The 20,057-nt window shown below is 45.8% G+C and carries 18 protein-coding genes; 4 read left to right on the forward strand and 14 right to left on the reverse strand.

The genetic code is table 11. The features are described from left to right. Positions 1–119 precede the first annotated feature (119 nt). The 3 genes from C3B52_RS30485 to speB form a co-directional block, all read right to left on the reverse strand. On the reverse strand, positions 120–1,508 hold the full coding sequence (locus C3B52_RS30485; RefSeq protein ID WP_103110119.1) for a putrescine aminotransferase: 1,389 nt from the start codon (positions 1,506–1,508) through the stop codon (positions 120–122). A gap of 29 nt (positions 1,509–1,537) precedes the next feature. After that, positions 1,538–3,010 (reverse strand): aldehyde dehydrogenase family protein, encoded by a 1,473-nt coding sequence (locus tag C3B52_RS30490; RefSeq protein WP_103110120.1) that lies wholly within the window; start codon positions 3,008–3,010, stop codon positions 1,538–1,540. Between the two features lie 157 nt (positions 3,011–3,167). Beyond that, positions 3,168–4,112: an agmatinase gene (gene speB / locus C3B52_RS30495; RefSeq protein ID WP_103110121.1), complete on the reverse strand. Its 945-nt coding sequence runs from the start codon at positions 4,110–4,112 to the stop codon at positions 3,168–3,170. A gap of 218 nt (positions 4,113–4,330) precedes the next feature. Between speB and C3B52_RS36905 the strand changes: the two genes are divergently transcribed. From C3B52_RS36905 to C3B52_RS30505, 3 genes are all read left to right on the forward strand, one after another. After that, the gene (locus tag C3B52_RS36905) at positions 4,331–4,480 is read left to right on the forward strand and encodes a hypothetical protein (protein ID WP_164684995.1); all 150 of its coding nucleotides are present in this window, start codon (positions 4,331–4,333) and stop codon (positions 4,478–4,480) included. A gap of 511 nt (positions 4,481–4,991) precedes the next feature. Further along, positions 4,992–6,347 (forward strand): APC family permease, encoded by a 1,356-nt coding sequence (locus tag C3B52_RS30500; RefSeq protein ID WP_103110122.1) that lies wholly within the window; start codon positions 4,992–4,994, stop codon positions 6,345–6,347. 27 nt (positions 6,348–6,374) lie between these two features. Beyond that, positions 6,375–6,668 carry an SAV0927 family protein gene (locus C3B52_RS30505; protein WP_103110123.1) on the forward strand — a complete coding sequence of 98 codons (294 nt, stop codon included), beginning with the start codon at positions 6,375–6,377 and terminating at the stop codon, positions 6,666–6,668. 202 nt (positions 6,669–6,870) lie between these two features. Here C3B52_RS30505 and C3B52_RS30510 read toward each other — a convergent pair whose 3' ends face one another. The 7 genes from C3B52_RS30510 to C3B52_RS30540 form a co-directional block, all read right to left on the reverse strand. Continuing rightward, positions 6,871–8,502 (reverse strand): amidohydrolase, encoded by a 1,632-nt coding sequence (locus C3B52_RS30510; RefSeq protein WP_103110124.1) that lies wholly within the window; start codon positions 8,500–8,502, stop codon positions 6,871–6,873. Positions 8,503–8,588: 86 nt separating this feature from the next. Further along, positions 8,589–9,935, reverse strand: a complete 1,347-nt coding sequence (locus C3B52_RS30515) for an APC family permease (protein WP_103110125.1) — start codon at positions 9,933–9,935, stop codon at positions 8,589–8,591. 261 nt (positions 9,936–10,196) lie between these two features. Next, on the reverse strand, positions 10,197–10,889 hold the full coding sequence (locus C3B52_RS30520; protein WP_103110126.1) for an SDR family NAD(P)-dependent oxidoreductase: 693 nt from the start codon (positions 10,887–10,889) through the stop codon (positions 10,197–10,199). An 11-nt stretch (positions 10,890–10,900) separates the two neighbouring features. Beyond that, positions 10,901–11,413 (reverse strand): MarR family winged helix-turn-helix transcriptional regulator, encoded by a 513-nt coding sequence (locus C3B52_RS30525; RefSeq protein ID WP_235615907.1) that lies wholly within the window; start codon positions 11,411–11,413, stop codon positions 10,901–10,903. 197 nt (positions 11,414–11,610) lie between these two features. Next, positions 11,611–12,294: a DUF554 domain-containing protein gene (locus C3B52_RS30530; protein ID WP_103110127.1), complete on the reverse strand. Its 684-nt coding sequence runs from the start codon at positions 12,292–12,294 to the stop codon at positions 11,611–11,613. Between the two features lie 101 nt (positions 12,295–12,395). Further along, the gene (locus C3B52_RS38060; RefSeq protein ID WP_276527243.1) at positions 12,396–12,653 is read right to left on the reverse strand and encodes a MerR family transcriptional regulator; all 258 of its coding nucleotides are present in this window, start codon (positions 12,651–12,653) and stop codon (positions 12,396–12,398) included. Between the two features lie 32 nt (positions 12,654–12,685). Next, positions 12,686–13,567, reverse strand: coding sequence for a TetR/AcrR family transcriptional regulator (locus C3B52_RS30540; protein WP_103110128.1), 882 nt, complete (start codon positions 13,565–13,567; stop codon positions 12,686–12,688). Positions 13,568–13,740: 173 nt separating this feature from the next. On the opposite strand from C3B52_RS30540, the gene C3B52_RS30545 reads away from it, so the two are divergent. Next, complete coding sequence (locus C3B52_RS30545; protein WP_103110159.1) at positions 13,741–14,838, forward strand: AbrB family transcriptional regulator; 1,098 nt, start codon at positions 13,741–13,743, stop codon at positions 14,836–14,838. A gap of 76 nt (positions 14,839–14,914) precedes the next feature. Here the strand turns inward: C3B52_RS30545 and C3B52_RS30550 are convergent, their stop codons facing one another. The 4 genes from C3B52_RS30550 to fdhF all read right to left on the reverse strand — a co-directional run bounded on the left by C3B52_RS30550 (position 14,915) and on the right by fdhF (position 19,752). Beyond that, on the reverse strand, positions 14,915–15,703 hold the full coding sequence (locus tag C3B52_RS30550; RefSeq protein ID WP_164684996.1) for a GNAT family N-acetyltransferase: 789 nt from the start codon (positions 15,701–15,703) through the stop codon (positions 14,915–14,917). Positions 15,704–15,912: 209 nt separating this feature from the next. Next, positions 15,913–16,269, reverse strand: coding sequence for a DUF2294 domain-containing protein (locus C3B52_RS30555; protein WP_103110130.1), 357 nt, complete (start codon positions 16,267–16,269; stop codon positions 15,913–15,915). Between the two features lie 40 nt (positions 16,270–16,309). After that, entirely contained in the window at positions 16,310–16,792 is a 483-nt protein-coding gene (locus C3B52_RS30560) for a DUF1641 domain-containing protein (protein WP_103110131.1), read from the reverse strand. Next, positions 16,792–19,752 carry a formate dehydrogenase subunit alpha gene (gene fdhF / locus C3B52_RS30565; protein WP_103110132.1) on the reverse strand — a complete coding sequence of 987 codons (2,961 nt, stop codon included), beginning with the start codon at positions 19,750–19,752 and terminating at the stop codon, positions 16,792–16,794. Before fdhF ends, C3B52_RS30560 begins: the two co-directional genes overlap by 1 nt. Positions 19,753–20,057: the final 305 nt, after the last annotated feature.

The following is a 20,057-nucleotide window of genomic DNA, read 5'->3' on the forward strand; positions in this document are numbered from 1 at the left end:
TTGAAACCATAGGTCCTCCCAATATTGCTTGGTTTGTTTCTATCTATTATACCCGGGGCTCCCATGGAGAAAAAGGGCAAAAGAAGACTGGGGTGGGCAGTCTTCTTTGCTCATTGTTCTTATATTTTTACGAGTGGCAATACTTTTTTGAAGGTCGCAATAACTTGGTCTGCCTCTTCGTAGGTAATGGTGAGTGGCGGCTCGATGCGAATCGTTTTCGCGTTAATCAAGGTACCAGCAACCAAAATACCATTGTCGAACAGACCCTTTGACACCTCATAACCGATTTCATCACTATGGAATTCAATCCCGATCAACAAGCCTTTTCCACGTACTTCCTGAACCTTGTCGGTATGGACAGCAGCTGCCTCGCGCAGTCCCTTCAGCATGTATTCGCCCATTTCCACGCAGCGATCCAGCAAATTTTCCTCGATCAGCACGTTAAAGGTTGCAATTGCAGCCGCGCATGCCAGTGGATTACCGCCGAATGTCGTCGTTTGGACAAACGGATTAGGGAAAAAGCTTTTGAACACTTCCTCTGTTGCGACTACTGCCCCTGCCGGCATAATCCCGCCGCCAAACGCTTTCGCAAGGCACAAAATGTCCGGGGTGACATCGTAATGCTCGCAGCAGAACATTTTTCCCGTACGTCCCATACCGGTTTGCACCTCATCCAGAATGAGAAGCGCTCCGTACTGATCGCACAGCTCACGAACCTGCTTCAAGTATCCATCTGGCGGCAGGTTTACCCCACCTTCCCCTTGTATCGGCTCCAGAATTACACCCGCAATCTCTTCGCCTACCAGCGCGCATGCTTCGAATGTTTTGCGCAGCATGTCAATATCCCCAAAATGCACATGGCGGAAGCCCGGGATCATCGGCAAGAAGGGCTTGCGAAACACGCCTTTTGCAGTGGCAGACAGAGCACCGAGGCTTTTGCCGTGGAACGCTTTGGTCGTCGCGATAAAAGTAGTTCGTCCCGTGTGCATTTTAGCCAGCTTGATTGCTGCTTCCACTGTCTCTGTACCGCTATTTGCAAAATAGGCGTATTTCAGATCTCCAGGAGTTACGTCCGCTAAAATTTTGGCCAGCATGGCACGCAGCGGGTCGAGCAGATCCTGGCTGTGCAGCGGTTGGCGGTTGAGCTGGTTGATAACCGCCTCGACTACCTTTGGATGCCGGTGACCCACGTTGTAAATCCCGAAACCGCCCAAGCAGTCAATGTAAACCTTACCGTTCACATCCATAAAGGAGTTTGGACCTGCGTCCTTCCATTCAACAGCAGCGAATTGACCGTCTTTGGTTACAGATTTACGATATCCGAGAAATCCTGGATTGACGTGGTCGCGAAAATTTTCTACAGTCTGGCGTGTTACCCAAGCCGCTTCGTCCTGCGTAATTTCGTCTTTGGCAATCAGCTCGAGTATTTGCTGAGTATAAGCATACACATCTTTATATTGTTCCTGTACCTGGTTATTCGTTTGGCTACTCTCCACTGTTTGTCTCATCTTGCAGTCCTCCTGATCAGTTATCTCGTTTAGTTTTCAAACCAGCCTGTTGGCTGTACGTGCAGGTTGATGTTGATTTGCTTTACTTCGGTATATTCGTCGAAGCCAAACGTTCCCAAGCCGCGACCAATACCGCTTTGCTTATATCCGCCCCAAGGAGCCTCGTTGTACGTCGGATGGTAGCAATTGATCCATGTAATGCCTGCACGCAGCTTCTTGATGACACGCATGGCCTTGGCACCGTCCTGGGTGAAAACACCGCCTGCCAGCCCATATACCGTATCGTTGGCAAGTCGTATGGCATCTGCCTCGTCCTTGAAGCGCTGAATAGCAAGCACCGGTCCAAAAATCTCTTCCTGAACAATTTTCATGGATGGAAGTGTATCGGTGAAAATGGTCGGCTCCACAAAGTAGCCCTTTTCAAGACCATTCGTCGTAATCCGGCTGCCGCCACACAGGAGGCGCGCTCCCTCTGATTTACCGAGCTCAATGTAGTGCAAAACCTTTTCCATATGAGCATGGCTTACGACTGGCCCCATTTCAGTGGCAGGATCGTTTCCGGGACCTACACGAATTTTTTTCGCTCGCTCTACCAATCTCTCTACGAAGCGGTCGTGGATGCTATCTTCAATGAGAAGACGGGAGCCTGCTGAGCAGACCTGCCCTTGATTAGCAAAAATTCCGAATAGTGCATAGTCAACTGCTGTCTCAAAGTCTGCATCGGCAAAGACAATATTGGGTGACTTGCCACCGAGCTCCAGCGAAATCTTTTTGATATTGCCCACAGCCGCTTTCATAATACTGCGGCCTGTTGCCGTACCACCGGTAAATGAAATTTTGTCTACAAGATGGCTCTCTGCGAGTTCGCTGCCTACCGTAGGGCCTGGTCCCAGCACCATATTGGCTACGCCTTTGGGAATGCCCACTTCTTCCATAATTTCAAACAGCTTTTGCGCAGAGACAGGCGTTATTTCCGACGGCTTAAATACAATGGTGTTTCCCGCTGCAAGAGCTGGCGCGATTTTCCACACCCCCATCAGCAAAGGATAGTTCCACGGTACAATCAAGCCACATACACCGACTGGCTCGCGAACCACCATCGCCTGGACAGGATCAGCCACGTGGTAGGTTTGACCGTCAGGCTTGGTAACCAAACCTGCATAGTAACGGAAGCAAGCTGCTGCATCAGCAACGTCAAAAGCCGTCTCGCGTAGTGGTTTCCCGTTGTCTAAAGTTTCTAGCCTGCCGATTTCGTCTGCACGCTCCTCCAGTTTGTCGGCGATAGCCAAAAGATAACGTGCTCGTTCTGCTGCCGGAAGCTCAGACCAAATTCCGCTGTCAAATGCATCACGGGCGATTTGGATGGCATGACGAGCATCTTCTACATCTCCCTCTGCCGAGAGCGCGGTCACTTCTCCATTCGCGGGATTCAGGATCTCACGGGTTTTCTTGCTTTGCGCGTCTACCCACTCCCCATTGATGTACATCTTCAGGTTTATCATGCAACGAATCCTCTCCTTCCGGGGTTTCCTTTCTCATCTCATACTCAAAGCAACTCTCGTGCCAAATTCCAAGCCTTGCCTTCTCACAGGTGATTCAGGCTCAAATCACGAAGAATCTATTCAAAAATTCATAAATTATGCAAAAATGAATAACGCTCTATTTTTTGACTTTTTGTTTTTGCTGTAGTGCGACCAACGCAGCAAAATCGTGAATCAGTGTAGCAGCCAGTAGCGATGTAATCTGTGCCGGATCATAAGGAGGAAGCACCTCTACCAGATCAAATCCGATGTAGTTCAATCCTTGCAGCGAGCGAACCATTTGCAGCGCTTCATGACTGGTAAAGCCCCCTACCTCAAGTGTACCTGTTCCTGGTGCAAATGCAGGATCGACAAAATCGATATCAAAAGTCAAAAAGCAAGGCGTATCCCCGATTTTCACTTTGATTTGCTGAATCACTTCTTCAAACCCTCGACTCCGCAGCTCCTGTGTCGTGATGACGTTGTACCCGAGCTCATAGCTTGCCTCAACATCTCCAGGGTGGTTCAGTGTCCCGCGAATTCCGACCTGGAACACCTTGTCTGGCTGCAGCAGCCCTTCTTCGTGAGCCCGGATGAATGGCGAGCCGTGCCAATACTTCTCGTCGTAATACGTATCCCACGTATCTGTATGCGAGTCAAACTGGATCATCGCTACCTGTCCATACACTTTTTTAGCAGCACGCAGAGAAGCTAATGTAATCGAATGATCTCCACCCAGCCCGATCGGAACGATGCCTTTTTTCATCAAGTCCAGCATGGCATCCTCCATCAGCTCGTAGCTGCGGTGAATATTGTGTGGTATCACCGACACATCCCCGATGTCGATCGCATTGGTATCTTCAAAAGGGTACACTTTATGTGTCGGATGATAAGGAAATAATGTCATAGAAGCCTGACGAATGGCTTGTGGCGCAAAACGCGCTCCTACGCGAAAGGAAGCCGCGGTGTCGAACGGCTGTCCGAGAATCGCTACCTTGGCATTTTCTCTCGCAGATGGCAAGCGCATGAATGTGCCAGTCGTACAAAATTCCGGTTTTACGTCTGGGGAAAGTGGATATTGCATACAATCAAGTCCTCCGTTTGTAGGTAGTCTATACTCGCTTTTTGTCAGCTTCTCTTCTACAGCGTTGGACGATTGGGTAAAATTACGAGCAATTGCTACCTTTCCTAATAAGTAAGCACTACAGTGTCAAAGGTAGCCTCTGACCCTTTATCGCACAGACCTTGCCCAACGCTGACTGAATCCAGGTCAGCAGTAAGATCATCGATAGCAGGACTGCAATGAGAAATAGCTTGTTTCGCTTCACTTTTGGTCCTCTCCTTGTTTCCTCTACACCTGATAGACAGGTGCTTCGTGTAGAAACAGCCGTCAGAAGCTCTCTCAAGCTCGATTTGTCTGCTCTGACCGAAATATACACGATCGCAGAATAAGTAGTGCAAATATTATGCCAATTAAACTCAGTCGTAACGACCGCTTTTTGCCGAAATTCTATTCATTTTTTCATAACTTATGCACTACTGAATAGCTACTTTTGCACAGACCTATGCCTATCCTTCCTCCAGAGTAACTCGCTTCGGCTCTTTAACTCTGCTAAGATAACCCTCCCGATTGCGCCTACCTCTCCTTTGGCACATCAATTGCTTAGCCTTGAAGAGGCAAGAATCAGAACATATATATCAGACGTAAAGGGGGCAAAGCACATGAATAAAACAGAAACGGCAGCAATTATCTGTGGCCGCGCAGTTGGAGGACTAGCTCGATCGTGAGCCGTCATGTTTTTGATCATAAGAAAACCTCTATCGATGCCTCCTCAAGGTGGAGCGACCGCGTTTAGCGGAATGTTTACATGCGCTCCGGAATTCATAAGCGTCATACGCTTATAAATTCCTATACGTTAAAAAAACTAAAACGCTTTCACTCCAATTGCAAAGGGGATTGGTCATGGAAAAAAGCATCGAACAGCCAAGCACACCTGCCTTAAAGAGAAGTTTGAAGCTCTGGCAAGTCATCGTATTGGGACTCGGATATCTCACTCCCCTTACCGTTTTTGATACTTATGGAATCGTTACACAGGAAACGGGCGGGCATGTCCCCTCTGCCTACATCCTCGCTTTGATGGCGATGCTTTTTACTGCATCCAGCTACGGCAAGATGGTAAAGGTCTTCCCTGTTGCAGGATCTGCCTACTCCTACGCCCGCCAATCTCTCAATCCGCATATAGGCTTTTTGGTAGGATGGGTTTCTCTGTTGGATTACGTCTTCTTGCCTGTCATAAATGTTTTGCTGGGCAAAATCTATTTGTTCGCAGCTTTCCCGATGGTTCCTGAATGGATTCTTGGACTTCTGCTCGCTGCGATCACCACCATGGTTAATTTTCGCGGAATTCAGTCAACTGCAAACTTCAACACGCTCCTGGTAGTATTTCAGGTCATTGTAGTTACTATTTTCATTGGCTTGGCGATCTCGCATATCTCCTCTGGAGCAGCAAACACATCCTTTGACACTCGACCTTTCTACGGGGAAGGTATCTCGTTACCAACACTGTTTACCGGTGCTGCGATCCTCTGCTTCTCCTTTCTCGGCTTCGATGCGGTAACGACTTATACAGAAGAAGCGGTAAATCCGATGAAAACCATTCCGCGTGGCATTTTTCTGGTTGCGTTAATTGGTGGCGTCATTTTTATAACAACATCGTATTTCACCCAGCTTGCTTTTCCGGCAGTAGAGCAATTTCAAAATCCAGAGTCCCCGTCTCCCGAGATGTCGAGAATTCTCGGACAAGATCTGTTCTACGCCATTTTTGTGGCTGGAAGTATCACCGCCGCCCTTGCCTCGGGAATCGCCTCTCATACTAGTGCTTCCCGTCTTCTGTACGTAATGGGCAGGGAAAATGTTTTACCGAAAAAGATGTTTGGCCAACTCCATCCAACTAGAGGTATCCCGGCTCGCAATGTGTTTTTTGTTGGTGTCGTTTCACTTGCTGCTCTGTTCCTCGATTTAGAAACCGCGCTTGCTTTCATCAACTTTGGTGCGTTGACTGCCTTTACCGCCGTCAATGCCTGCGTCATCGCGCATTACTATATTCGGGAAAAGCGGCGCTCTCTTATCGATTCATTTCATTATTTGATTTCGCCCCTGCTCGGGACTAGCTTCGTCATGTTTCTCTGGTACAGCCTTGATGGTCATGCGCTAACGCTCGGACTTATTTGGTCACTTGTGGGTATCGGCTATTTGCTTTTATCTACTAAATTTTTCACCAAAAAGCCTCCGGTTATCGACTTCGAGGAAGCGATCTAACAAATATTTTTTCAGGAGGTAAATGCCATGAAATTTGACTATTTATACGATCAATCGGAAAATCTTCTTTCTCGCTTTGTCACGTTTGCCACGGAGCACAATCGATATGATCTAGCCTTTTTCTACTCACAACACTTTGATGGCAAAAGCATTGTCATGTCACTGCAGAATATGCGCGCAGCTTTGATCTCCTCCGATGATCTCTCTCATGAAAACAGCTGGGTCCAGTCGCTGGAAGTCCAAGCAGAGGATGTGGACATTGTATCGAGCTTTTTGACAAAAGCACTTTCTCCTCTCTTCAGGCATGATGATCTTGATTGAATGGTGAAAAAAAGAAACTGATGCCTTTGTACTTGGCATCAGTTTTTTTGATTGGTTTGCATAAGCACGCCTTCTCACCAGGTGAAATACATTGTTTAACCACGCTTAAAAATTCTACATACTCTTGCCCCGGGGAACGAAAAAATCCCGCTCTCTCCGAAGTCATCGCCAAAGAATACGGGATTTTATCAGTGGTGCATACTTATTTTTCTATCAGAGTCTCCGTACGATCAAATACGACCTTGCCATCCACAATCGTGAGCTGTACCTTCGTATCAGGTATTTCTTCCACCGGAATTGCAAAAAGATTGCGTTCCAAAACGGCTATGTCGGCAAGCTTGCCTACTTCGAGTGTTCCCAGCTCATTCTCTCTGAACGTACCGTAGGCGGACCCGGCTGTATATGCTTTTAAAGCTTCAGCAAGAGTGATGCGCTCATGCGGATGCCAGACCGTCTCGCCGCTGCTATCGATTCTGGTCACTGCACGATAAATTTGCAGGAGTGGATTCAATATATCGATAGGAAAATCTGTTCCAAAGGCCAATCTCGCCCCTGCTTTTTGTAAGGTATTGATCGAAAAGACGTATTTTTCCCGCTCAGACCCAATGCGCTCTGTGTAAACGCCTCTTTCGGACATGGCAAAGTGGTCGGGCTGCATTGAAGCTGTCACATCTAGCTCTTTAAATCTGTGAATATCATCTGGATGAATCACTTCTACGTGCTCGATGGAGTGACGGGAATCTCGTTTGCCGTTCGCCTTCTGCGCTTCCTCGTATGAATCGAATGCAAGCCGAATCGCTCCATCCCCGATCGCATGGAAGCGAATGCTAAAGCCTGCTTTATCTGCTTCTACGACCCACTTCTTGATCATGTCTGGCGGAAATGATGTTTCCCCGCGAGTGTCTGCCTGATCGGCATAGGGCTCCAGCAGATAAGCTGTACGAGCGGTGATGACGCCATCGATAAATTGCTTCAAGCCGGATACACGGAGCATGTCCGTCTGAAATGTTTCTCTCAGCTGCTTTGCACGTTCCAGGTCGCCATCCAGTGCTGGCCAGAGGTGAATGCGTGTGGTCAGCTCTCCTCTATCTTCAAACTCTTTGAAAAGATCGTAATCAGTAAGGATAGCCAATGATTCCGTTGCAAATAAATCATGGACAGCCGTCACTCCTAGGCTGGCTGCGTAGGCGAGGAAATTCCTGAAAAGCTCTCTCTTTTTTTCTTTTGAAAAATGATAGGCATGCTTGATTACGGCGCCCATTGCTTTTTCGTATAACAAGCCGTCTGGTTCTCCGTTTTCGTCTTTTCCGATGATCCCAAATGCAGGGTTTTCTGTTTTTTGGTTTATGCCAGCAATCTCCAGTGCTTTTGAATTCACCCAAGCATAATGACCCTCGGCGTGAAACATGAGCGCTGGACGATCAGGAACGGCTCGATCCAAAGCATACCGATTCGGTAATTGCTTAGTATCCCAGTAGCCTGCATCCCACACTGAGCCGATTACCCATGGTTCATCCGGTTTTGATTCGGCAAAGTCTCGAATGATTTCCAGCGCCTCAGCTTCCGACCGGGCAGAGAACAAATTGGCACTTTCCATGGCAACTGCCCCATCCATTACATGCAGGTGGAAATCATGAAAACCAGGCATGATCAATTGGTCCTCAAAAGAATAGACCTTCGTCGTCTCTCCTGTAAATGCGACCATTTCTTCCTTCGAACCAATGGCTATAATCCTGTTATTTGCAATTGCGATGGACGCAGGCACTGGCACATCAGAAAGTCCGGTAAATACGGCATTGCTCGAAACGATCAAGTCAGCAATTTGTTTACTCATGATACAATCATCCTCTCATTGATTCATTTATCGTATAACTGCGCGAGGTCAAGCTTGTTCAAAGCCCGATTCCCCGGTGGTTCTTATTAAGAGGCTTCTTCGATACTTAGCTGTGGAGGCGGTTGCCGGAACATTTTGGTCAAATTCAGCAAATATAGAAAACCGATGAGCAGCCAGGCTCCGCCGAGCATTAAAGAATGTTCATCCAAATTGATGAAGAACAATCCGATGAGCGCAGCACCGACCAACGGGATGATCAAATATTGAATCGTTGCTTGCACAGACCTTTGCTTTTGACGAACATAATAATGGGCAACAACTGCCAGATTGACGAAGAAAAATGCGAACAAAGCGCCAAAATTAATAAACGATACGGCTGTCATCAGATCCAGGAACAGAGCGCTGAAAGCGACCGCTCCAATGATCAAAATATTGAATACTGGTGTTCGATACTTTGGAGACAGATAACCAAAGATTCTTTTCGGAAGGACATTCTCCCTGCCCATCGCGTACAAAATGCGAGAAGCACTCGTTCCTGAAGCTACTGCTGAGGCGAATCCGGCTGTCAATCCTACTGCCACAACAATACTCGTGAAAATGTTCCCGCCGACATACATCGCAATCTCTAAGTAAGCTGAATCAGGATTTTGAAAAGACTGAAACTCGGGAAAAATAAGCTGAGAAAAATAAGAGCCTGAAACAAACAATAAGCCACCAATCAGCGTGATGAGATAGATCGCCTTGGGCAACGTCTTCGTAGCGTCCTTCGTCTCTTCTGATAGAGTCGTCACCGCGTCAAAGCCTAAAAAGCTGAAGCATAAGAGCGGGACAACGGAGAGCAGCGTCGGAATTTTAATTTCCGAATCATAAAAGGGTACCGTGGAAAACAAAGTCCCTGCTCCTTTCCCAGAAAGAAGCCCATAAATCGTTAATATAAAAAAGAGAATAAAAACAAAAATCTGCAGAAAAAGCATATACGTGTTAAATTTCGCCGCCAATTTAATACCCAAGATATTGACAGTTGTGATGACCAAAACAAAGGAAGTAATCCATACAAACATAGGGACCGATGGAAAAAAGGCATTCAATGATATTCCGATGAGCAAGGAGCTAATCATCGGGCTAAACAAATAATCAATGATAATCGTCCAGCCTACGATGAAGCCGACATGTGGGCTAATTGATCGCTGGGTAAACGTGTACGCAGCCCCCGCGTTTGGAAACGCCTTCACGAGCTGCGCATAGCTATAAGCAGTAAACAGCATGACAATCAGCGCGATCGCATAAGCAATCGGCATCATCCCGTTTGTACTATGTACGGCAACCCCATACGTCGAGAAAAACGTCTGTGGCGCCATAAAAGCTAATCCAAAAAAGACGACATACTTCAGAGTAAGCGAACGTTTTAATGTGGGGGAAGCAGAATGCTCCATGGATCAATCCTCCTAAATGAGCGTTGGGTGAAAAGGAAAGCTTGAAATTGTAAATCTTGCATCTTCCATGCCAAACGATTTGGTAAAAGGAGGTTCGTTTCGCATGGCAAGTACCGCTCTTTCCTCTGCATCACGATTGTTTTTTTAAAAAATCGCTCACCCCCACCTATTCAATTATGCATACGTTACTCACTTTTGCATAAAAATGAATATTCTGTCTATATTTTCTAGTTAAAAGACCGAGTGTTTGTAACACCCAGCCTACGATCCTTGATCTGCTCTAAGTACTTGTCCGTTCATCCCGTTTTCAGGTAAAGTCGCCAATCCTACAATTTTATCTACTACGGTCGCTGGGTCCCCTACTCCATAAGGATTTTGTTCCGTCAACAAGTTCCCGGGATCAAAAAGATTCACGAGTAAACCATTAGTCCCTTCCTCTAGAGCGACCGTTTTCATTAAACCTTCGAGACCTGCTTTTGCTGCCGAATACGCGCCCAAGCCTTCGTATACGAAATTTGCCATTGCTGACGTAATGGAAATAATTCTACCGTATTTTTGTTTGCGCATGGTTGGTAAAAAAGCATGGGTCATGAGGTAAGCACTATACAGGTTGAGGCGGATGGTATGATCCCAGACGTCTGGCGTCATGTCATGAATCGATCTGTATTCCCCTGTACCACCTGCGTTATTGATTAGTACGTCTAGCTGGCCTATCTGTGTAATTACTTGATCCCGGAGCTTGTCCACCACTTCTGCGTCTGTGACATCTGCTGGAATGACTACTGCTCGCCCTCCTGCCTCTTTGATCGTTTGTGCCACTTCCTGCAATTTTTCTGTCCTTCTGCCAACAAGCACGACCTTCGCACCTTCGTCAGCCAAGCGAATTGCCGTTGCTCGGCCAAGACCAGTTCCAGCGCCTGTCACGAGTGCCACCCGACTTGTTAATAAGCCCATGTTCAAACCTCCTAAATATCATGCTTTTTCATTAATTCACTTGCTTCGTGGAGCAGGGTAATCAACTGCTTGCTATGACTTTGTTCCAGTATCTCAGCGTGACGTAAATAGATGGCTTCCAGACTCTGATAAATTTTCTGGCATAAAGCTTTTCCTTCTTCCGTCAAACAAAGCATGATTTGCTTTCCGTCGGCTTTACGCTCTACCAGATTACGGCCTACGAGCTTATCAATGAATCTGGTGCTTGTTGATGGTGCGATCGTGAGCTTTTCGCATAGCTCTTTTTGCGAAATACCAGCATGATCATTCAGTGTAATCATCAGGTAGGCGTATGAAGGTGGTAGTTCAATTGCCGCAAATGCTTCTTCGGCGAGCTTGTCCATCTGTCTGGCGAACCGCGAGACGGTAAAATACAGACAGTGGCTCAACATGTAATCAGAGCTAGGCAGTTCTTGCTGTTCATCGAAACGCTCGCTATCGGCTGAAGGATATGCTATAGAATCTTTGCCGTTTTCCTCTTTCAATGAATCCTTCTCCTTTGTCGTTCTTCTGTTCGACACTTCATCATTTGTATATACAAATGATTGCTGTAATCTTGATTTTAGCCGTTATCTTCCATTTCGTAAAGGGCTTAGCTGCCATTCAATGGAATAATGAAAAAAGGCCCGCCTAGTTAAGCGGAACCTTCGCTTTATAAACATGTTTAAGGAAGTCGAAAAATTTAGCTCCAAACAGCATTTTTCACTACCAAAAAAATGACGGGTACTAAAAGAGACGGAATCAGATTTATCGTACTGAACTTTTTTACTCCGAGGATGCTAAGTCCTGAGCTGAGAATTAATACTCCGCCAATGATCGAGATTTCTGTCAAAAGCTCTGGCGTAATATAACTAGACACTGCTTTTGCCGTAAAATAGAAGAATCCTTGCCAACAGAACAAAACGACAGCCGAGAGGGCAATCCCGAGCCCAAATGTAGCAGCCAGCACAATCGAGGTTACCAAATCAAAGATCGCATTTGTTAACAAATAGGTTTGATTTCCGTTTAACGCACTTTCGATGGGACCAACAATGGAAAGAGTCCCGATACAAAACAAAAGCACGGCGGTTGATAATCCCTCTGCCAAATTCCCCTTTGAAAACGTGGAAACGATCCGATTGAATCGATTCTCCAAGTTGCATGCTTGGCCAATCACGCCGCCAAGCGCTAGACTCACAATAAACAAGACTGGATACTGACTATTTGGCATATGCTTGGAAATCGCAAACACCCCTAATGCTACTACGGCCAGCCCCATTCCTTGCATCAGAATGTCTTGATACGACTCCTTCATACCCCGTTTACATACACTCCCGATAAGACTTCCTACTACAATCAATACAGCATTGACAATGGTTCCAAGCACGCGAAAGCTCCCCCCTATTCATTCATTGGAACCAGAATAAACCCTCCAGCTGCTGGAGGGTCAAAAGAATGACAACCTCCCGGATCACTCCCATCCATTGTTCATTCGCAGCATCCTTGATTTGATAAATTCTGCTTTCGATTTTTTTCTGGATATGAACAAACTCCTGGATTCGTTTTTCTATTTCGCGCTTTGAGATAAAGAATCGTGTTCAGCTGCTCGAATTGCTCGATTGTGTAGTAACGATAGCCAGTGCGCTCATCGACATGAGTTGGTTTGAATAAATCAATTTCATCATAATAACGCAAGGTGCGAACATCCATTTGAAAAAGCTTGGAAATTTCACCGATCAAAAACACGCGAGCCCTCCACCTCTACTTTTTTGCTAGGTTTATAGCATGTAGGTAAGCTGCCGAGCAAATGGTCGAAGCTCTGTTACATTTTCTACATACGCAATACAGACGTTCACCAGCGTCTTGTTTGGGGCATCTAACGCAAGCTCCTTCTGCAAAAGCTCGATTACCTCCAACAGCTCTATTCGCACCTTATCCGGCTTTTCCAGCTCTGAAATGTGTACCTTCACTGCTTGCAAAAATTGTTGAATCGTCATTTTGTGCGTTTGCCAATCAATCGGATTTAGGCTGTTAAAGTAAACGGTCGTCTCGTCTAAGACTGGCTTCGCTTTCGAGTGTATCAGATCACTTACGATCGCATCCATGCGCCCGACTAAAAAATGGGCCAGTTCAGACAGTGGAATTGAAATTCCTTTTTGTACGATATAAAATAAGTACTCTTTCAAAAGTCCTCTATAGATGGCCACGACATCCCATATATGGTCCTTGGCCTCACCACCATAGGCCTCCAAGAAACAGTCCTTATGCCAAGTGAGCAGGACTGCTCTTTTTTTCCTCCAAGCTGCTTTGAAGGTCTCATTATCCTTGATCGGCAGTTCTTTGAATTCAACCATAAAAAAGTAATTTTCCAGCATGTACTGAAGCTGAAATTGTATTTTTCGGCGCAATTGTTCCTTTGGTGCCGTCCCTTCTCGTCTCCCATCGGAATCCAGTTGATTCGCTTGCTCAAACATCATTTGATGGCAGAGCTTGAAGACTTCTGTAAATAAATCTTCTTTTGAAGGGAAGATTTTATAAATGCTGCCTTTTGCCATACCACAAGCATCGGCGATTTCTTGCATAGATGCGGAGGAATAGCCTTTTTCCTTGAATACGCCCATTGCAGTATGGAGTATTTGCTGTTTTTTCACATCTTCCATTATGACCACCCCTATTTATTCTGACATGCAGATGCCACATATTCAACATGGGAATTGACTAAGAAAACTCACAAGTCATATAATGAACTCGTGAGTTTCTACCGAGTGAATTTTCAAATTTTTGGCTGCTCTTTTGCCATAATCCTATGTAAAGAAGTGGTTTCATGAATGACATGCAGCTTATTGAGAGTAAATGGGTCCGGTTTCTTTTCACCTGTATGTTTGCGATTATCGGCGGCGTTGTGTTTCAAATGCTGCATATCCCCCTCCCCTGGCTTCTAGGCTCCATGGTATTCGTTCTCATTGGTTCGAAGCTGGTTACCAGGGTCACTCCATTTTGGCCGGGGATGCTTCGGAATACAGGTATGGGAATCATCGGGTATACGATTGGGCTTTCTTTCACACTGTCTACGTTAAAAGAGATTGGCAAGCAGCTACCCTCCATGATTATTTTGACAGTTCTGCTGTTACTTTTTACCCTTGTGATCGCCTATTTTGTTTCCAGGCTTTCAGGTATCCCTTTTCCAACAGCTTTGATCGGAAGTATACCGGGCGGCCTGAGTCAAATGATTCCGTTGGCTGAGGAAATAAAGGGCGTCGATTTAACCGTCGTCACCTTCCTACAGGTCTCCAGGCTCATGATGATCATTGTCTTTGTCCCTCTGCTTATCTTTAGTCCACTGATCACGGGCATTAGCCAACATTCTCTTTCCGCACAAATACATCTTGCTGGAGCTAGCTGGGATGGACTTTTTCCAAGTATCTGGCTATTTGCCGTCGTGTGTACAATCCTTGCTATTCTGGCAAACAGATTAAACTTTCCAACTGCATACTTACTCGGTCCAATGATCGGCACGATCGTCCTTAATATTGCTGGATTCCATGGTCCCGACCTTCCAACCGTCATCATGAATGCTACTCAGTTAATGCTAGGCGGCTACATCGGGCTGCTGCTTAAACCAGAGAATTTGAAGCATGCATGGAGAATCAGCACGACAGCTTTTTTGAGTGGAATTGTATTGATTTTATGTGCTCTCGCTCTGAGTTTGCTTTTGACCATGACGCATCCCGTTTCATTTGTTACTGCCTTTTTAAGCCTCTCTCCTGGCGGAATGGACCAGATGGCGATCATAGCGAAGGAAGTACATGCAGACCTGTCCATTTTGATCTGCTATCAGCTATTTCGTGCCCTGTTTATTTCCTTGGCTGTGCCCCCCATTTTAAAAGCCGTGTTTAAAAAATTCAGCAAAGCTAAAACGGCTGTAAGCTAGCACGATCAACTTTTTCAAAAAAAGAGCATGCTTTTAGATTCCCACCAAAGCATGCTCGACTGTTTTCTACCAATTCTTATTCAAAAACAACCATTTCTCCTACCTCTTGAAATCCAGCCTTCCGATAAATGTTGATTCCATCTGTAGAGGCTTGCAGCACGCAAGGCTTTCCTTTGCCGTCCTCCTGAATTCGCTGGAGAAGATAGCTAAACATCGTGCTGCCGAGTCCTTTTCCTCTATATTCTTGTCTTGTCATTACATCGTAAATTCCATAGCTGCTGTCTGTTTCAATCAAGCAGCCCGTAGATACTGCTTTGCCGTCCAAGAAGCCAATAAACCACTGTTGGTGCGGATGAGCAGAATAGCTTTTTGCAGCTTGATCGAATAACTGTTTCAGGACCTCTTGCTCAGGACTACCCTCAAACAATGACTGAAAAATGGTGGCGTACCTACGAACATCCTCAGTATTCTGCACCTTTTTTATCTCAAAAAAGTCAGAAGTCAACGGTCCTGCTGACTTGATCGCGTCACTTTCTAATTTCATGGTAACATTGCGTTCAACTTCCTCCAGCCCGAGATCAGCTAGCAACCGCACAAGCTCATCAGTCAAAAAGCGCTGATCTGTCCAAACGCTTACGGGAAATCCCTTGTTTGAATAAGAACGAACGGCTTGCTCTACATTCGTTAGCACAGCTTTGGGTAACACTGACAACGGAACAAGTACATTAAATGTATCGGATGGTAAACCCGAATCAACAGCGATAAAATATTGATTTTCATCTACGTGCGCACCTGAAAACCATGATGGAAGAGAGGATGCCTTATTCACAAAATTATCCAAAACCAAATCTTGATTTGATAACATATTGATCACCATTTTCCATTCAATTATAGAGCGCTCTTGAAAATGTATTATACCTACAGATTTCCAATATTCATATCCAGTTCACTGATTCTCAATCCTCCCATAATATTCTGACTTTTAAACTTAGCTGTAAACATGTCAAAGAGCCAGTCAAACACGCAAACGCAAGTGTAAGACTGACTCCATTATTGGTTTCGGTGAAAGCGATTCTATTTGGAATCAAGTGCTCTATCGAATACAAATACGGTCATGGCGATATCCTCTTCGATATTTATATCGGAAAAAATGCGTACGATTTTTGCCTTCATCAAATCCTCGAGCTTTGTCACGACCTCTGGATTGGTATAGATCTTTTTCACCAATTTCGTACGCGCATCATGAACCATTCTTCTGCCTTCATTTGAGGTAATCATAAATTTTTCTACGTTCGTCAGATTCCCTTTCATCTCACTAATCGCCCAGGTATCCACGAAACGCGTCAAAATTTCTTTGGGCCCGTTTCCCACATATTCCTTGCGAATCTCACGAACGAGCATGCTGAACTGATGCTCCAACTGTTTTGACATGGCTTATCTCCTTCCTTCTTATAGAATTCGGAGAAAAGCATCAGGATTCCTTTAAGCCCTCACCTACTCCTTTTAACAAGTTGATGCCAAAGCCGATCGCCCGATTTATGTCAGGGTCGGATAACGCCTTCATCAAATCCATGATTCCAACCTTTTGACCAGAACGAAGTCCCTCGTCCGCTTTTTGCAGCCCCTTGGAAACACCCTTCATCAGCTTTTGCGTCATTTCTGGCTCAAGCTCGGCAAGTCCGCCTGCTGCTGCCATTGCATTATTAATGATATTCGTAACGGGAGGACGCACCATCTGCCCTACGACGATTTTTGCAAGCTCTTCCTTTGCTTCGACTGCAGCAGTCAATGCTCCCAAGATACCACTATCATGCAGCTCTTGGAGTAATTTGATCGTTTCCTGGATGCCTTCCGGATTTTTCGCAAGTAATTGGAGGATGGCTTCGACCGTTTGATTTTGCTTTTCACTCTCTGAGAGTGTCGGTTGGACAATTTTTGTAATTGGACTCGCCATTACTTTCTACCTCCTCTTACATCTACCGCAACATTCACATCTGCAATCGGCTTGTAATCTTCTCTTGCCCATTTGCGTTCGACTTGTACGCCGAGCTGTGGATTGCGCTTGGCATAACGAGGATTATACGCAGGAAGTGGCGATTTTCCTGTTTCCTCGAGAATCTCCATACGTACTTTTACCTGCTTGTAGGCAGGAGTATGCGTCTGCACATCAACTGCTCCACCCGTTAGCAGATTCACAGCACTCTCATGGCTTGCGGAGTGCATCGGAACATAAATATCTTTTCCACTCATCCGGCTCGTAACAAGCACACGGAGCTTGATTTTTCCATAAGGAGACAGGAGACGGACCAATGTTCCATCGGATAGTCCACGTTCTTTAGCCAGTTCTGGAGAAACTTCCACAAACACTTCTGGGAGTTTGTACTGGATACCTTTGGACTTGTTTGTGAGATTTCCTTCATGGAACTGTTCAAGCAAGCGTCCATTATCAAGCGTCAGATCATACTCCTCAGGGAACTTGGCTGGCGGAATATAATCGAACAGCGCCAGACGTGCTTTTTTGTCAGGGAAGTTGAATCCTTTGGTATGCAGCAGCGGGGTATTGCTTCCATCAGGAGATCCCCAGTTAAAGCTGTTCCAGCCTTCTAGCACTTCGTAATTACATTGCGAGAAGAACGGAGTCAGTGATGCCATTTCATCGAAAATTTCGCTTGGATGGCTATAGTTCCAATCATAGCCCATCTTTTTCGCAAGCTGGCTGAAAATCCACCAGTCAGGCTTGCTATCGCCGACAGGCTCAAGCGCTTGATAAAGGCGTTGTACACGACGTTCGGTATTGGTAAAGGTGCCATCCTTTTCAAGCGATGGAACCGCTGGCAAAACAACATCTGCAAACTGAGCCGTTTTGCTCAAGAAAACATCCTGTACCACGAGGAAATCGAGCTTGGCAAGCATATCTTGTGTATGGTTAGAATCTGCATCTACCCATGCCATGTCTTCACCTGCAACGTACATCGCACGAAGCTCGCCACGATCCACTGCCTCCAGCATTTGGATGTTATCCAGACCTGGCTGTGCTTGAATTTTCACGCCGTAAGCTGCCTCAAATTTAGCACGAATCTCATCGTTCGTAACCGGTTGATACCCAGGAAAAATGTTTGGCATCGTTCCCATGTCAGCCGCACCTTGTACGTTGTTATGACCGCGCAGTGGATACGCTCCTGCACCTGGGCGCATGAAGTTTCCAGTGATCAGCAACAGGTTTGCAATGGCCGTCGAGGTATAGGAGCCACCCGCATTTTGCGTGACACCCATTCCCCAGCAAATGGCTGTACCGTCTGCATCACGGATCATTTCCGCGATTTGGATCAACGTTTCTTTGGAAATCCCTGTTTCTTCCTCTGCAAATTCCAACGTATACTTTTGAATAAGTTCTACGAATTCCGGATAAAAGTTGACGTGCTCTTGGATGAACGCGGCATCATGCCAGTTTTGGTCGATCATATATTTAGACACAGCAGCTAGCCAAACATAGTCGGTTCCTTGTTTTGGACGGATGAACAAATCTGCCCGTTCTGCCATCTCGTGTTTGCGCAAATCAACTGTGATGAGTTTTTGACCATTCAATTTTTTCGCGCGCTTGATTCTGGTAGCGAGTACGGGATGTGCTTCAGCTGGCGCACAGCCCATCAAGATGACCAACCCAGCTTTTGCGATGTCCTGAATGGTTCCCGAGTCTCCGCCAATTCCGCCAGTATACTGGAGTCCCCAGGAGGCTGGTGACTGACAGTACCTCGAGCAGTTGTCTACATTGTTCGTTCCAAACAATTGGCGTGCTGTTTTTTGCATCAGGTAGTTTTCCTCATTGGTGAACTTGGAGGAAGAAATAAATCCAAGCGAATTAGGACCATAGGTGTCTTTAATGGCACCGAGTCTGTTCACAACAACATCCAGTGCCTCATCCCACGTAGCTTCTACAAACGTATCCCCGCGTCGAATAAGTGGCTTGGTTAAGCGCTGATCGCTATTGACGAAATCCCATCCGAATTTCCCTTTCACACAAGTGGAAATTCCGTTCACTGGTGCTTCAGGGCTTGGTTCCACCTTTAAAATTTTTCGGTCTTTGGTCCACACTTCGAACGAACAACCTACACCGCAGAACGTACATACGGTTTTGGTTTTCTTAATTTTCGTCTCGCGCATGGCCGCTTCCATTTCCGAGACGGCAAAAATGCTGCTATAGCCTGGCTCCACTTTTTTGATTAGGTCAATCATCGGATTCAACAAGTCGCTCTCCATGCCACTCATGAAGCCTGCTTCGCCAAGCATGGATTTTTCCATCAAGGCATTGCATGGACATACAGTTACGCATTGACCGCAGGATACGCAGGATGATTCGTTGATCGATTTGTTGTCATCCCAAATCACGCGCGGCATTTCTCGTTCCCAGTCAATGGTCAGCGTTTCATTCACTTGCCAATCTTGGCAAACTTCTGTACAGCGCCCACATAAGATGCATTGGTTTGGATCATAGCGATAGAAAGGATGGGACATATCTACTTCATAGCCTTTTTCACGGAAAGGACGTGTCTGGTGTTCAATTTCCAGCAATTCTACTGTGTTGTGAACACGACAGTTTCCATTGTTGTTGTCGCAAACTGTACAGTAGAGCATGTGGTTTTCAAGAATCCGGTCCATCGCTTCCCGCTGCGCATTTTTTGCCAACTCAGAAGAAGTAAGAATCTTCATGCCCTCCTGAATTTGGGTGGAACAGGCGCGCATGATTTTACCATCTATTTCACACATACATGTATCACAAGTCTGGATCGGACCTAATTCAGAAGAGTAACAGACGTGTGGATGTTCGATATCCTGCTGAAGCAGATAATCCAGAATTCGGGTGCCCTCTTCTGTTTGGCGTTTCGTTCCATTTAAATCAAAGCTCACTTGTTTCATCTAGACGTAACCTCCAATAGATAAATAAAAACCCACCACAAAACAATCTGTGCATGATTTTTGCACAAACCGTTTTATGGTGGGTTAATGACTAAGCATCTATGATACCAGTTATCCATCCCGCCATGCCAAATGGAGGAGATCAGGATGTAAGCGGCAATGCACATTACCCTGACATCAATAATCTTCTCTGCCCCCATTATAGCATTGAAACCGTTTTAAAACCAACTATATACATGAAATATCGTTACATTTTTACATGCATACATTCGTCACCTAAAAAAATTCGTCGAAAATAATCTTGA

Source organism: Brevibacillus reuszeri (assembly GCF_002897295.1).
Lineage (GTDB): Bacteria > Bacillota > Bacilli > Brevibacillales > Brevibacillaceae > Brevibacillus > Brevibacillus reuszeri_A.